The organism is Aliarcobacter vitoriensis (assembly GCF_048320235.1).
Taxonomy (GTDB): domain Bacteria; phylum Campylobacterota; class Campylobacteria; order Campylobacterales; family Arcobacteraceae; genus Aliarcobacter; species Aliarcobacter vitoriensis.
This window is the reverse complement of record NZ_CP182882.1, coordinates 730,903-744,935: the sequence shown is the minus strand read 5'-3', so window position 1 is coordinate 744,935 and position 14,033 is coordinate 730,903. Positions and strand designations below refer to the sequence as shown.

Annotated in this window: 15 protein-coding genes; 10 read left to right on the top strand and 5 right to left on the bottom strand. The window is 26.4% G+C overall.

Annotation, left to right across the window (positions count from 1 at the left end):
- The first annotated feature begins 47 nt into the window (after positions 1-47).
- From ACNSOS_RS03705 to rhuM, 10 genes are all read left to right on the top strand, one after another.
- Entirely contained in the window at positions 48-1,253 is a 1,206-nt protein-coding gene (locus ACNSOS_RS03705; RefSeq protein ID WP_113894380.1) for a mechanosensitive ion channel family protein, read from the top strand.
- 46 nt (positions 1,254-1,299) lie between these two features.
- Positions 1,300-2,085: a helix-turn-helix domain-containing protein gene (locus tag ACNSOS_RS03700; protein ID WP_418185987.1), complete on the top strand. Its 786-nt coding sequence runs from the start codon at positions 1,300-1,302 to the stop codon at positions 2,083-2,085.
- Between the two features lie 179 nt (positions 2,086-2,264).
- Positions 2,265-3,575, top strand: coding sequence for a 2-isopropylmalate synthase (locus ACNSOS_RS03695; RefSeq protein ID WP_418185986.1), 1,311 nt, complete (start codon positions 2,265-2,267; stop codon positions 3,573-3,575).
- A gap of 89 nt (positions 3,576-3,664) precedes the next feature.
- The gene (locus tag ACNSOS_RS03690; protein ID WP_113894383.1) at positions 3,665-4,234 is read left to right on the top strand and encodes a superoxide dismutase; all 570 of its coding nucleotides are present in this window, start codon (positions 3,665-3,667) and stop codon (positions 4,232-4,234) included.
- A 176-nt stretch (positions 4,235-4,410) separates the two neighbouring features.
- The gene (locus ACNSOS_RS03685; RefSeq protein WP_113894384.1) at positions 4,411-4,878 is read left to right on the top strand and encodes an RNA polymerase sigma factor; all 468 of its coding nucleotides are present in this window, start codon (positions 4,411-4,413) and stop codon (positions 4,876-4,878) included.
- On the top strand, positions 4,878-5,843 hold the full coding sequence (locus ACNSOS_RS03680; protein ID WP_418185985.1) for a FecR family protein: 966 nt from the start codon (positions 4,878-4,880) through the stop codon (positions 5,841-5,843). The genes ACNSOS_RS03685 and ACNSOS_RS03680 overlap by 1 nt, the downstream gene beginning before the upstream one ends.
- Before the next feature lie 114 nt (positions 5,844-5,957).
- Positions 5,958-6,137, top strand: coding sequence for a hypothetical protein (locus ACNSOS_RS03675; protein WP_418185984.1), 180 nt, complete (start codon positions 5,958-5,960; stop codon positions 6,135-6,137).
- On the top strand, positions 6,131-6,424 hold the full coding sequence (locus ACNSOS_RS03670) for a type II toxin-antitoxin system RelE/ParE family toxin (RefSeq protein ID WP_418185983.1): 294 nt from the start codon (positions 6,131-6,133) through the stop codon (positions 6,422-6,424). Before ACNSOS_RS03675 ends, ACNSOS_RS03670 begins: the two co-directional genes overlap by 7 nt.
- 160 nt (positions 6,425-6,584) lie before the next feature.
- Entirely contained in the window at positions 6,585-8,939 is a 2,355-nt protein-coding gene (locus ACNSOS_RS03665) for a TonB-dependent siderophore receptor (RefSeq protein WP_418185982.1), read from the top strand.
- A 353-nt stretch (positions 8,940-9,292) separates the two neighbouring features.
- Entirely contained in the window at positions 9,293-9,595 is a 303-nt protein-coding gene (gene rhuM, locus ACNSOS_RS03660; RefSeq protein WP_418185981.1) for a RhuM family protein, read from the top strand.
- 27 nt (positions 9,596-9,622) lie between these two features.
- Here the strand turns inward: rhuM and ACNSOS_RS03655 are convergent, their stop codons facing one another.
- The 5 genes from ACNSOS_RS03655 to ACNSOS_RS03635 form a co-directional block, all read right to left on the bottom strand.
- On the bottom strand, positions 9,623-10,684 hold the full coding sequence (locus tag ACNSOS_RS03655; protein ID WP_418185980.1) for an agmatinase family protein: 1,062 nt from the start codon (positions 10,682-10,684) through the stop codon (positions 9,623-9,625).
- 68 nt (positions 10,685-10,752) lie between these two features.
- The gene (locus ACNSOS_RS03650; RefSeq protein ID WP_418185979.1) at positions 10,753-11,433 is read right to left on the bottom strand and encodes a phosphate ABC transporter ATP-binding protein; all 681 of its coding nucleotides are present in this window, start codon (positions 11,431-11,433) and stop codon (positions 10,753-10,755) included.
- Complete coding sequence (locus tag ACNSOS_RS03645) at positions 11,426-12,295, bottom strand: PstA family ABC transporter permease (protein ID WP_418185978.1); 870 nt, start codon at positions 12,293-12,295, stop codon at positions 11,426-11,428. Before ACNSOS_RS03645 ends, ACNSOS_RS03650 begins: the two co-directional genes overlap by 8 nt.
- Positions 12,288-13,130: a PstC family ABC transporter permease gene (locus tag ACNSOS_RS03640; RefSeq protein ID WP_113909668.1), complete on the bottom strand. Its 843-nt coding sequence runs from the start codon at positions 13,128-13,130 to the stop codon at positions 12,288-12,290. The genes ACNSOS_RS03645 and ACNSOS_RS03640 overlap by 8 nt, the downstream gene beginning before the upstream one ends.
- A 3-nt stretch (positions 13,131-13,133) precedes the next feature.
- The gene (locus tag ACNSOS_RS03635) at positions 13,134-13,949 is read right to left on the bottom strand and encodes a phosphate ABC transporter substrate-binding protein (protein WP_113894395.1); all 816 of its coding nucleotides are present in this window, start codon (positions 13,947-13,949) and stop codon (positions 13,134-13,136) included.
- Positions 13,950-14,033 lie beyond the last annotated feature (84 nt).

The following is a 14,033-nucleotide window of genomic DNA, read 5'->3' as shown; positions in this document are numbered from 1 at the left end:
AAGCCTAGAGGCTTTGTATTTTACTGAAATTACCTTTAGGAGATTATATGAAAAAATATTTAATTGAATTCTTGCATAGTATAGGCATAGAGCCATCATTTTTAGCTATGAGTATATCTATTTTACTAATTATCATTTTAACAGCAGTTACTATTCATATTGTACTACATAAAGTTATTTTAAAAAGCATAAAAAAGATTGATGAAAAAAAGAAAAACTTGATAACTTCAGCTTTATTGGAAGAGAATCTTTTTGAAAGACTAGCACTTGTTTTTCAAGGTTTAGTTGTATATTGGCAAACAAATATTTGGATAGAAAAGGGTTATATATATGAAACTTTACTTACTATTTCTCTTGTTTGGATAGTTATTTTTGGACTTTTAGCTACATATTCATTGATTGATAAGATATTTAAAACTCTTTACAATAAAACAAAAATACCATTTTTTGATATGCAAACTGTTATTCAAAGTATAAAATTAATCTTTGGAATAATTTGCTTTATATATATTATTTCTATTTTGATGGATAAATCACCAGTTGCTATTTTAAGTGGACTTGGAGCGATGTCAGCAGTTTTGATGTTGGTTTTTAAAGATACTATTTTAGGTTTCACTGCTGGACTTCAATTAAGCACAAATAAAATGGTTCAAGTTGGAGATTGGATAGAAATGCCAAAATATGGAGCCGATGGAGATATTATAGATATTGGATTAAATGTTGTAAAGGTGAGAAACTTCGATAAAACTATCACAACAATTCCTACTTATGCCCTTGTATCAGACTCTTTTAAAAACTGGCAAGGTATGAGAGAAAGTGGTGGAAGAAGAATAAAAAGAGCAATAAAAATAGATATAAATAGTATAAAATTTTTAAATGAAGAAGATATACAAAAACTTAAAAAAGCAAATCTTTTAGCTCCATATTTACAAAAAAAAGAAGATGAAATTAAAGATTACAATGAAAAAAATCACTTTGATTTAAGCGTTAGTGTAAATGGAAGAAGACTTACAAATATTGGAACTTTAAGAGCATATATTGAAACATATTTAAAAAATCATCCAAATATAAATAAAAATATGACAATTATGGTTCGACAATTAGCTCCTAATGAATATGGAATTCCAATAGAAATATATTGTTTTACAGCAACAACGGTTTGGATAGATTATGAGAATATTCAATCGGATATTTTTGACCATATTTACTCTGTTTTAGGTGATTTTGGAATAAAGGCTTATCAATATAATTAAAGTAAAATTGGAAAAATATTTCCAATTTTACTTAAAAGCTAAAAATATGAAAAATGCAATATTTAAAAACTCAAAACTAAATTTTATCGAGTTGCGATATGTAAAAGATATTGAAAACTGTATAAAGATGCATTTACACGAAGAACTTACAATCACTGCAATAAAAAAAGGTTCACTAAACCTTATTTTCAACGATACTTCTTGTGAACTAAAATCAAATGAAATAGCTATTATAAATAGTCAAATTCCTCATTGTGCAACATTAAACCAAGAATCAAAAGATGGATATGTTTTATATTTGGATAAAGAGTATTTAAAAAAAATAGATTTTGATTTCTCATCAGCTTTTGAGTTAATAAAACAAAAAAACATCTATAAAAGTTTTATAAAATTATGTGATTGTTTACTTGATAAAAAAATATCTTTAATAGAAAAAGAAGAAAAATTTTATCTATTTTGTTTATTGTTTTTTTCTTTTGAACAAAAAGAAAATATTTACAAAGAAGAGTCTGTTTTGGCTTTAAATATCAAAAAATATTTAGATAAAAATTATCTTGAAGAATTTATTTTAGATGACTTAGCTTTTAGCTTTAATTTAACTGTTGTTCATCTAATACGAGTATTTAAAAAAGAGTTTGGACTTCCAATTCACTCATATATTTTAAATAAAAAAGTGCATCTTGCAAAAGAGTTATTGTCTTCAAATATTTCTATTTCTCAAGTATCACAAAATAGTGGTTTTTTTGACCAAAGCCACCTAAATAGAAGTTTTAAAAGAATCTTTCAAATTACACCTAAAGAGTACCAAAAAAATATATTTTCTAAATGTTAATTTTGTACAAGATTTTATTTTTTTTAAAAGTTATAATTTACAAAATTAATATTAGGAGTTTATTATGAGTGTAAATAATATAAAACAAATTATCTCTTTTCCTTTCCTCTTCCTCAAAACTTTTTAATAATCAAATCATATAAATAAATCAAAAAACAAAAATCATATCGGAGTAAATAATGAATTTTAAAAAATATCAACAATACCCAACTATTCAAAATTTTAAAAGAGAATGGGCAGATAAAACTATAACAAAAGCACCAATTTATTGTAGTGTAGATTTAAGAGATGGAAATCAAGCTTTAGAAAATCCTTTGACAATTGAACAAAAATTGGAATATTTCAAAAGCTTAGTAAGATTAGGATTTAAACAAATTGAGGTGAGTTATCCAAGTGCAAGTGATACGGATTTTAAATTTACTAGAAAATTAATCGAAGAAGATTTAATTCCAGATGATGTTGCAATTCAGATTTTAATTCCTGCAAAAAAAGAGTGGATTAAAAAAAGTGTTGAAGCTATGAAAGATGTTAAAAATGGGATTTTTCATCTATACAATCCAACAAATGAGTTTCAAAGAAGAGTTGTTTTTCAAAAAAGTGATGATGAAATAGTTCAAATGGCAGTTGAAAGTATTCAATATTTGGTAGAACTTACAAAAGATTTTAAAGGAAATGTAATTTATCAATATTCACCAGAAAGTTTTTCTCAAACAAATTTAGATTTTGCTATAAAAATATGTAACGAAGTTATAAATATAGTAAAACCAACGGTTGAAAATAAGATGATTATAAATTTACCAAATACTTTAGAAGCTTGTACACCAAATATTTATGCAGATAGAATAGAGTATATGTGTAAGAATTTACATCATCGTGAAGCTTTAATCATAAGCATTCATCCACACAACGACAGAGGAACTTCAGTAGCTTCAGCTGAATTGGCAGTTCTTGCGGGAGCTGATAAGGTAGAAGGAACTTTATTTGGAAATGGTGAAAGAGCAGGGAATTTAGACATAATAAATTTCGCTTTTAATATATATTCAAGTGGAATTGACCCAAAACTTGATTTATCAATAATAGATGAAGTAAAAAATATGTATGAAGAAAAAACGCAACTTTTTTTGCATCCAAGACATCCATTTGTCGGAAATATGATCTTTACAGCTTTTAGTGGTGGACATCAAGATGCTATAAAAAAAGGAATAGATTTTTATAGACAAAGTGAAAGCAAGATTTGGAATGTGCCATATTTGCCAATTGACCCAAAAGATATAAATAGAGGTTATGAAAATGTTATCCGAGTAAATTCTCAATCAGGAAAAGGAGGAGCTAGTTTTATAATAAGTGAGTTTTTTGGAGTAAATCTAAGTAAAGATGAAGCTATAAAATTTGGAGATATTATAAAAAAAGAATCAGATAAATTGCAAAGAGAGTTGAAAAAAGAAGAGATAATAAATCTTTATGAGAAGTATATAAAAAAGGGAATTTGAACTTTTTAGAAGCGATATTCTTAAGTCAAAGCAAATTAAAAAAATTGTATTCTATATAGTTTTGAAATTTTTATAAAAAAGGATAATATATGAAACACGAATTAATGAAATTACCATATACAAGCTTGGCACCACTTATGTCTGATGAAACTTTAGAGTATCACCATGGGAAACACCACAATACTTATGTTACAAATTTAAACAATCTTATTGCTGGTACAAAATATGAAGATATGAGTTTAGAAGAGATTGTAAAAAGTTCTGAGGGTGGATTATTTAATAACTCTGCACAAGTATTTAATCATGACTTTTTCTTCAATGGTTTAACTCCAACTCAAGGTGATATTCCAGCTTCTGTTGAAAAAGCTTTAACAGATACTTTTGGAAGTGTTGATAAATTTAAAGAAGAGTTTACAGCTAAAGCTATTGGACAATTTGGTTCAGGTTGGGCTTGGTTAGTAAAAGATAGTGCCTGTAAACTTCAAATTGTTACAACTTCAAATGCAGGTTGTCCAATAACTGATGGTTTAACACCAGTTTTAACATGTGATGTATGGGAACATGCTTACTATATCGATACAAGAAATGCAAGACCAAAATTCTTAGAAAACTTCTGGAAACTTGTAAATTGGGATGTTGTAGCTAGTAAATTAGCATAATATCTTTATAATAAAATATAAACTCTTATTTAAATCTTTTAAGATTTAATAAGAGTTCCTCTTCTAAACTTTTAATATAAATTTAAAAAATCAAAAATTCTAATAAAAAGTAATATATTTATAAAGAAAGATAGAGTATAGTTATCAAAATTAAACTTTAGGGCTAGATATTTGAAATGCTTGAACACTACAAAGAGATAAATCTTTATATATATAGACTTACTGGAGATAAAAACTTAGCACAAGATTTGACACAAGAAACTTATGCAAAATTTTTAGAAACAAATAAAGATTCAGATACTGTTGCAAAATCTTATCTTTATCAAATTGCAAAACATTTGGTTATAGATAAGGTAAGAAAAGACAATCTGGTTTTGCAAACTACTTATAATGAAGAAGAACATTCTATCGAAATAGAAAAATATACAGAAGAGATATTATTTGAAGAGATAAGAAAACGAGAACTAAAAGAGTCTATAAAAAATCTTCCACCACAACAAAAGAGAGTTTTTATAATGTTTTATTATAAGAATTTAACTAGAAAAGAGATAGCTAAAACTTTAAATATAACTACAAATGCTGTTGAAAAAAACATAACTAGAGCTATTGCTAAGATAAAAGAAGATATTACGAAAGATGATTAATGAAATTAAGTGAAATAGAACAACAAGCAAACTTTTATCTTATAAGACAAAAAGAAGGATTGTCTGTAAAAGAACAAAAAGAGTTTGAAACTTGGATGAAAGATGAAAACAATAAAAAAATTTATGATGATAATAAAATATTGATAGATGATATTTTGTCTTTGGATGAAGAATTTATAAAAGAGTTGGAAGATGAAATATCTCAAGATATAAAAACAAAATATACTTTTAATTTTAAATATCTTGCAGCTTCTGTTGTTTTTGTCTGTATTATCGCCTTTGGCGGATATAAAGTAAATAGAAATTTTATACCAAATTTTTCTCAAAATCTTGTAAGTGTTGATGAAAAGATTTTAAATGTATCACTTCCAGATAGTTCTATGATAGATTTAGATAAAAATTCGCAAATAAAAATAAGTTACTATGATACAAAAAGAGTTATAATTTTAGAAGATGGAAATGCTATGTTTTCAGTATCAAAAGATGAAAATAGACCATTTATAATAAAAACAAAAGATACTTTGATCGAAGTTTTAGGTACAAAATTTGAAGTTATAAATTATGATGATAATACAATGATAAATGTTTTAGAAGGAGTTGTTCAAGTAAGTTATATATCAAATTTTTTTACAACTCAAACTTTGGCAAAATTGAAAAAATCACAATCTCTTACTTTGAATAATCATGAAAAGAGATTTACACAAAATGAAGTAAATATAAAAGAGATAGCTTCTTGGAAAAATGATGAAATATATTTTAATAAAACAAGTTTAAAAGATGCAAGTTTGATGTTTGGAAGGTATTCAAACAATAAAATGCTATTTGATGATGAAAAATCAGCCAATCTAAAAATATCTGGAAAATTCTCAACTTTGCACTATGATAATTTTTTAAAATCTATACAGATGATATATCCTGTTAAAATAAAAAAAGACGGAAATATTGTAAAAGTTGGTAAGAAGTAAATATTAATGTTAATTTTATTTGGATAAAAATATATTAAAATATAAATCGAACTTAAAGCTAAAATATACATCAATTTGTTAAAATTGTGTATATTTAAAATACTGGAGTTTATTATGACTGCACCTAAACAAGAAGCAAAAAGAATTATTGATTCACTTCCTGAAGATACATCTTATGATGAAATATTAAAAGAGTTAGCTTTTGATAGAATGATTCAAAGAGGATTAAATGATTCAAAAGAAAACAAAATTATTTCAAATCAAGATATGAAAGATAAAATTAAAAAATGGTAGAAATTAATTGGACTAATGAAGCAGAATTTTGGCTAAAAGATATTTATGATTATATAGCTTTAGACAAAAAACTGGTTGCTAAGAAAGTAGTAACTGAAATATATCAGAAAGTCCAAATCTTAAAATCTTTTCCAAAAATTGGTTATGAATATGAAAATAGTGAAAATAAAGAGATAAGAATATTACTTTATGGACATTATAGAATTGCTTATTTAATAAAAGATAATAGTACAATTGATATATTAGGTATTTTTCATGGTGCTTTAGATATAGAAAGATATTTATAAAATAGGTTATTTTAATTATAAAAATACAAATTCTTACAAAAAATCAGCAAATTTCAAAATTTCTTTAAATTTGATGTCCGTTTTTTCATTTTCATTCGTTTAATATACAGAGATACCAATTCTCACAACTTAAATTATGTAAAAGGAAAGGAAAAGAGAGATGAATTTTTCAAAACATTCATTAGTTGCCTCAAGTTTATTGTTACTTTTGGGTATGAACTCATTTGCCGATGAAGTATATACTATCCAAAATAAAACTTTGAAAGAGGCATTGGAGATTATATCTAAAAAATCAAACTTATCATATATTGCAAATGATGAGGTACTAGATAGAAAAAGTACAAATAATATAGAAGATATTGAAGGTACTCAACAAGCTTTAGATAAACTTTTAGAAGGTTCAGGACTAAAAGCTATAATTGATGATAAATCAATAGTTATAGTAAAAGAACAAGGTGTTGTAAAAGTTATAAATGGAACTTATATTTTAGATGATGTTTCTGTAAATAGTGGAAAAAATGGAAGTGCTGAATCAGGGTATCTTGTAGATGAAATATCAGGAGTTGGACTTTGGGATAAAAGAAGTCTTCAAGACACTCCTTATCAAATGAGTGTAATATCAAAAGATTTAATAGAAAATACAGCAAGTGAAATATCTCAAGTCTTTAAAATGAACCCAACTGTACAAGTGACTTATGGACCAACATCATCAAGAAGTTGGGGGTCAATAGGAATGAATATAAGAGGTTTTGTTGCAGCAAATAATACAATTTTAGATGGTATTCCAATATCTGGTACTTACACAACTTTAGCACAGGATTTAGAAAGAATAGAGATTTTAAATGGCTTATCAGGATTTTTATATGGTGTTGGATATGTTGGAGGTGCAGTAAACTATATAACAAAAAGACCAACACAAGGGCGACTTACAAACCTAACTATTGGAAGTACAGGCAATCAAGCATTTTATGGACATATTGATTTAGGCGGAAAGATAGATGAAAGTGGAAAATTCTCATATAGATTAAATGCTTTCAAGCAAAATGGCGAAACTTCTATAAAAGACCAAAAAGTTGATAATACTTTAATTAGTGGAGCATTAGATTGGAGAGCTACAGATAATTTAATTTTTACATTTGATGCTTCTCATAAGAAAAGTAAAACTGATAAATTAGGAGCGGCTTTTTTAACTAGTGACTTAGCTAGTAAATTCGATCCAAAACAAGGTTATGCACCTGATTGGACATTCTCAAATATTTCGCAAGATAGATTAGGTTTTAAATCATTATGGCAAGTAAATGATAATATAAAACTAAGAACTGGATATATTTATCTTGAAAAAGAGGGTGAATATAGTCAACCATTTATAAATAATAATTATAATGGAACATATGATTTTACGTATTATAGATTGTCACCTGATAAAGCGAAAGATCATGGAGTTTATATATATACAGATTTTGATTTTAATACTTTTGGAATTGAACACACATTAACTATTGGTGCTTCAGGGAACAAAAGAAAATCTTATGAAATGGAAGGTAGTTATGAATGGGTGAGCTTGGGGAATTATACTTTGAATCAAATTAATAATATTTCAAAACCAACATATTTAAGAGACACTAATAAACCTAAATATTTATCAAGTCGTAATGAAAAGATTAATTTTATGATAGGTGATGATATAAGATTTAATGACCAATGGAGTGCTTTAGTAGGGCTTAACTATGCTAAAACAGAAACAGATAATTATAATAAAAGTGGAACTAGAACAGGTGGTTATGATGCAGATGAAGTAACTCCTACATTATCTTTAATTTTTAAGCCATTTGAAGATTTAACAACTTATGCAACATATATGGAAAGTTTAGAAAATGGTCAAAATTTAAAGAATTGTGCAAATTGTATTGATAGAGATAAAGTTCTTGACCCTTATGTAAGTAAACAATATGAGGTTGGAGCAAAATATTCAGTATCTGAAAATCTACTTTTAAGTTCAGCTCTATTTAGAATAGAAAAAGCAAATATATATGAAAAAAAACTTCCAAATAATATGGTAGATGTAAATCAAGATGGATTGGTTATTCATCAGGGGATTGAACTTACAGTAACTGGAAAAGTAACTGATAACTTAACAATTGTTGGTGGAGGAACATATTTAGATTTAGAAATAGATAAAGATACAAATCCTATGCTTAAAGGTAAAAAACCAACAGAGACAGCTAGTAAAATGGCAAAACTTTATGCAGAATATAATCTACCATTTTTACAAGGATTAACTATAACTGGTGGTGCACACTATAGTGGTAAATCATATAGAGATGGAGCAAATACAGAGATTCTTCCTTCTTATACAGTATATGATGCAGGACTTAGATATAAAACTAAAATTGATAAATTTCCTACAACCATTAATCTAACTCTACAAAATTTAGGAGATAAAGTTTACTGGTCAAATAACCAACAGCTAGGAGATCCAACAAATCTTGCATTTTCTATGAAAATGGAGTTTTAAGCAAGTAGAATAAAGAGAGTTTTTTCTCTCTTTGTACTTTTAGGTGTGGGTTTCAAAGTATTTATTTAATTTTGAGATTAAAATTTTGATAAAAAATATACTTTCCTTGTATGCTTTGAAACTCATACTTAAGGGTATAAATAAAATCTTACAAAATTGAAAACTTATCAAATTTAGTAGTTTATAATGATGGTGAACTAGAACTAAAAAATTCTGTTAATAGTAAAACTATTTGGCTTACACAAAATCAACTAATAGAGTTATTTGGTGGAACAAAACAAAATATTAGTTTACATATAAATAACATTTATAAAGAAGATGAACTTGATAGAAATTCAACTGTCAAGAAATACTTGATAGTTCAAAAAGAGGGTAAAAGAGAAGTTACTAGAAGTGTTGAACATTATAATCTTGATATGATTCTTTCTTTAGGATATAGAATAAATTCTAATAAAGCAACAAAGTTTAGGAAATGGGCAACTTCAATTTTGAAGAGTTATATCCAGAATGGATATGTGATAAATGGTGAGAAAATTACAAATGAAAGATTTTTAGGTTTAGAAAATGATGTAAATATTTTAAAAAATAAAATATTAAATCTTGAAAATAAATTGGAAGATAAAAGTTTGAAACCATCTTTAGATAAATTAATATAATTTAAAAAGTAAGTTAAAACTTACTTTTTATCTAAATTCTATTTTCCCTTGACTAGCCAATAATGCTCCACAAAGTTGATAAAGTACACGAGAACCAACATTTGCATCCCATCCATTTTCACTATCACCAACTTCGCATAAATCAAAACCTATGATATTTCTTCCACTTTTAACAACCATAAATATTAAGTGTTCTAGTTCTCCATATCTTAGTCCACCTGGAACTGGTGTTCCTGTATTTGGACAGTTTAGTGGCTCTAAACCATCTATATCAATAGATAGATAAACGTTTTGTGGAAGTTTTTCAATATATGGTGCAAAAACTTCTTCCAATGATTTTCCACTTGCTAGTTGGCTTTGCATAGCTGTATCATACAGACATGCTCCTTTAGTTCCTAAATCTAGCATTCTATTAGCTTCTTCTTTACTATAATCTCTAATACCTATTTGTACAAATTTTGAAACTTTTTCACATTCATTCAAAACATTGTAAAATATTGAAGCATGAGAGTAAGTAAATCCTTCGTAAGCTTCTCTTAAATCGTGATGGGCATCTACATGTAAAATCCCAAAATCTTGATTTGTTGTGTCATTTATAGCTTTTATAAGACCAAGTGGACAAGAGTGGTCTCCTCCAACAACAGCTACAAATTTACCTTTATTTAATCTTTTTAAAGATTTTTCATATACTTCATTGTTTATAACTCTTGATAATTCATTTACATATTTTAAATCTTTTTTACAGTTCTCTCCACACTCTAAGGCATCTATAACTTTTAAAGCTTTTTTTCTAGTTTTGTTACTAAGTTTTAATACATATTTATCTGTTTCAAGCATAGCAATTCCTGCGGTATAAGGCTTGATATAATGATAATTTTCTAAATCTAATTGATGACTAGCAAGTTTGATATTATCAGGTGCTTTCGCTGTTCCCTCTCCAAAAGAAACTGTTGCTTCCCATGGAACTGGTATCAAAATCAAACTAGCTTCTTTTGGATCTAATCTTCCACCTAAAAATCCATCAGTCTTTTGTGGTGGAAGCCCAAGTTCCAATATCTTTATCTCTTCTTCTAAACTTCTATATTTCATAATTTTCCCTAATAATTAATATTTTATGTTGTGATTATATGATAAATAAGGAAATAGTCAAATTAAAACTATTTTATCTCTACAACAAAATCTGCAACTTTTAAAACTTGAGATTTGAAATGAGAAATCATCATAATTGAACACTCTTTTTTTAATTCAATTAGTAAATTTTCTATTTTTAAAGCTAATTCTTCATTTAGCGAGGCTGTTGGTTCATCAAGAAGTAAAATTTTTGGTTTTAACACCAAAGCACGTGCTAAAATAAGTCTTTGTTGTTGCCCTCCTGAAAGTAAATATGCACTATCATTTAGTCTATCTTTTATCTCATCATATAAAAATACTCTTTTTAAAGCTTCTATTATTTGTTCCTTTGCTTGTTCTTTGTTTATTTTTTGAATTTTTAAAGGAAAGTACATATTCTCAAAAATAGAAAAAGGTAAAATATCAGGATGTTGGCTTACATAGACTATTTTTCTTCGTAAAGTTGGTAAATCTTTATTTTGTATATTTAAGATATCTAACTCTTTTTCTTCATCATAAAATATAATATTTCCTGAAAAATTACTATTTTCAAACTCTTTAATTAATTGATTTACTGTAAGAAGTAATGAACTTTTACCAATCCCTGATGGACCTGAAATTGCTAAGATAGAGTTTTTTTCTAAAGTTAAATTAAAATCTTTTAAGATTTGTCTTTTATCATAAAAAAGGTTTAGATTTTCAATTTTTAAAATAGTATTATTAGGCAACTTTTATTCTCCTTTTTAAAGTTATTTTTTGTATCAAAAAAGCTATTATAAATAGGGATAATGAGCTAAAAAGAAGTATCATAGCCGCTACATAACCTTTATTTAGTTCATCTATATCTTGATAAGCTGATGAAATGTAGTATATAAAAAATGGTATTGCTTCATATTTTTCAAAAATTGAGTTTGGAATACCAGCCATAGCAACAGCTCCTGTCATCATAATAACAGCTGTATCTTCAATAGCTCTTCCAATAGATAAAATAATCCCACTTAAAAGTTCTTTACTTATGTATGGAAGTTGTACAAAAAATAAATTCTGATATTTTGTAGCACCAAGATTTAAAGCACTTAATTTTATATTATTTGGTATTTGATATATTGCATTTTCACTCATTTTGACAATATAAGGAATAACTAAAATAGCCAAACTTAAAGCAGAAATTAATAAACAAGTGTATAAATCTTCAAAATATTTGTGCAAAAATATCGTAATAGATAGACCAAATAGACCAATAACAATAGATGGAGTAAAAGCTAGTAATTCATAAGAAAAGCTAAGAATATTTTTTAATTTTTTTGAAGCAAAAATAGATATAAAAACACCACTTAAAAAACCTATTGGTAGAGCTATTAAAACTGCTAATAGTGATACTAAAATAGAGCCAATAATAGCAGGGAAAATACCATCAAAAACTCTTTTGTTTCCTAAAATTGCATCAATAAAACTCACATTATCAAATATAATATTTAATGAAAAGGCACTAAAACCTTTATAAAAAACAAAAACAAAAAATATTGTTAAAATAATAAGTGAAAGAATAGCGATAAAGTAAAATATAGATATTAAAAATTTTTTATTCATATATTTTCTCTTTATTTAAGATTTTTAGGCTACCAACAAGTAAAAATGAAAATAAAAAAAGTAATAAGCCACAAATAAATATAGCTTTAAAAGCTATTGATTCATAATCACTTGCATTTATAAGTGCAATATGTGCTGTTAGTGTTCTTGCACTATCTAAAATTGAATGAGGTATCTTTAGAGTGTTTCCTGCTATCATCAAAGCTATCATAGTATCTCCAACTGCTCTTGCAAAACCAAAGATAATCGCACTTAATATACCTTTTTTTGCATTTTTTAAAACTAAATCAAAAAAAATATCTTCTTTTGTTGCTCCTAAAGATTTTGCAGCTAAAATAGTTTTTTTTGGGATGGAATTAAATGTATTAAATAAAATTATAGTCATAGTTGGAAGTACCACAAAACTAAGCACAAACGAAGCCGTTAATATACTAAATCCTCTTCCATCTAAAATATCATTTAACCAAGGAACTAACAAAAATATAGCTATAAAAGCATATAAAACAGTAGGTACTCCTGATAAAAATAGTATAAATTTATTTAATATATTTGTTAAACTTTTTGGTAAAAAAAATGCCATAAGTGAAGCAAAAGAAAAACTCATAATAGTTGCAAAAAATGTAGCTAAAATACTTATATAAATTGTTCCTAATATCATTGGAAGTAATCCATAAAAGTTATTTATTTCATCCCATTTTAAAGAAAAAAATTGTAGAAAATTTCCAGAAATTATCAAAGGAAAAGAGAAATAAATTAAAAATATCAGTATAAAAAGTATCAATGAACTTGTTATAAAAACTGATATAACAAGTCCAAAATTAAATAAAAAATGCATAGATTACTTTTGATAAGGAATTAATCCTAGTTTACTTGTAATTTCTGCTCCACTATTGCTTTTCATATATTCAATAAATGCTTTAGCTAAAGGTTTTGGTTCACCTTTTGTAACCATATATAAACCTCTTGAGATATGATAATCACCATTTAAAATAGTTTCTGTTGAAGGACATTTGTCATCTATACAAATAGCTTTCACACTATCATCAACTGTTCCAAAAGATATAAAACCAATACCATTTTTATCAGATAAAACAGCAGTTTTCATAGCAGCATTTGAAGATACAACTTTTGCATCTTGAGAAATTTGTGCTTTTTTGATACCTTCATTTGTAAATACTTCCATAGTTCCACTTGAAGCATCTCTTACATAAAGATTTATTTTACCACCATTTAACCCTAATTCATTAAAAGATTTTACCTTACCAGTAAAAATATCAACTAATTGTTCTGTTGTTAGATTTTTTGTATTTAAATCATTGTTTACAATAACTGCTATTCCATCCATTGCAAAAACAAAACTTTGTAGATTCCCTCTTTCAATTTCATCTTTTTTAGGAGCTCTTCCAGCATTTGCAATATCAACTAAACCTTCAGTAACTTGTTTTATACCAACACCAGTTCCACCACCTGCAATTGTCATATTAATTTGAGGGTATTTTTCCATAATATTTTTCATAGCTTCTTTTTCTGAAGCAATGTGGGCAGTTCCCCCAGCTATATTTAAAGTACCTTTTAAATTCTCAAATGGTTTTAAATCATCATTTGCATTTGAAAAACAAAATAGTGTGAATATTGATAAAATCAATTTTTTCATTTCAATTCCTTTTAAATTAGAAATTGGATAAAAAGACAAAGAAGAGATTTTGAAAATATCTTTGTTGCTTAAAACTTAAGCCTG

Coding starts and splice junctions, on each gene's coding strand:
- ACNSOS_RS03645 (WP_418185978.1), bottom strand. CDS start 12,295: ATGAATAAAAAATTTTTAATATCTATATTTTACTTTATCGCTATTCTT.
- ACNSOS_RS03670 (WP_418185983.1), top strand. CDS start 6,131: ATGGTAGAAATTAATTGGACTAATGAAGCAGAATTTTGGCTAAAAGAT.
- ACNSOS_RS03695 (WP_418185986.1), top strand. CDS start 2,265: ATGAATTTTAAAAAATATCAACAATACCCAACTATTCAAAATTTTAAA.
- ACNSOS_RS03685 (WP_113894384.1), top strand. CDS start 4,411: ATGCTTGAACACTACAAAGAGATAAATCTTTATATATATAGACTTACT.
- ACNSOS_RS03700 (WP_418185987.1), top strand. CDS start 1,300: ATGAAAAATGCAATATTTAAAAACTCAAAACTAAATTTTATCGAGTTG.
- ACNSOS_RS03690 (WP_113894383.1), top strand. CDS start 3,665: ATGAAACACGAATTAATGAAATTACCATATACAAGCTTGGCACCACTT.
- ACNSOS_RS03635 (WP_113894395.1), bottom strand. CDS start 13,949: ATGAAAAAATTGATTTTATCAATATTCACACTATTTTGTTTTTCAAAT.
- ACNSOS_RS03665 (WP_418185982.1), top strand. CDS start 6,585: ATGAATTTTTCAAAACATTCATTAGTTGCCTCAAGTTTATTGTTACTT.
- ACNSOS_RS03655 (WP_418185980.1), bottom strand. CDS start 10,684: ATGAAATATAGAAGTTTAGAAGAAGAGATAAAGATATTGGAACTTGGG.
- ACNSOS_RS03675 (WP_418185984.1), top strand. CDS start 5,958: ATGACTGCACCTAAACAAGAAGCAAAAAGAATTATTGATTCACTTCCT.
- ACNSOS_RS03705 (WP_113894380.1), top strand. CDS start 48: ATGAAAAAATATTTAATTGAATTCTTGCATAGTATAGGCATAGAGCCA.
- ACNSOS_RS03680 (WP_418185985.1), top strand. CDS start 4,878: ATGAAATTAAGTGAAATAGAACAACAAGCAAACTTTTATCTTATAAGA.
- ACNSOS_RS03640 (WP_113909668.1), bottom strand. CDS start 13,130: ATGCATTTTTTATTTAATTTTGGACTTGTTATATCAGTTTTTATAACA.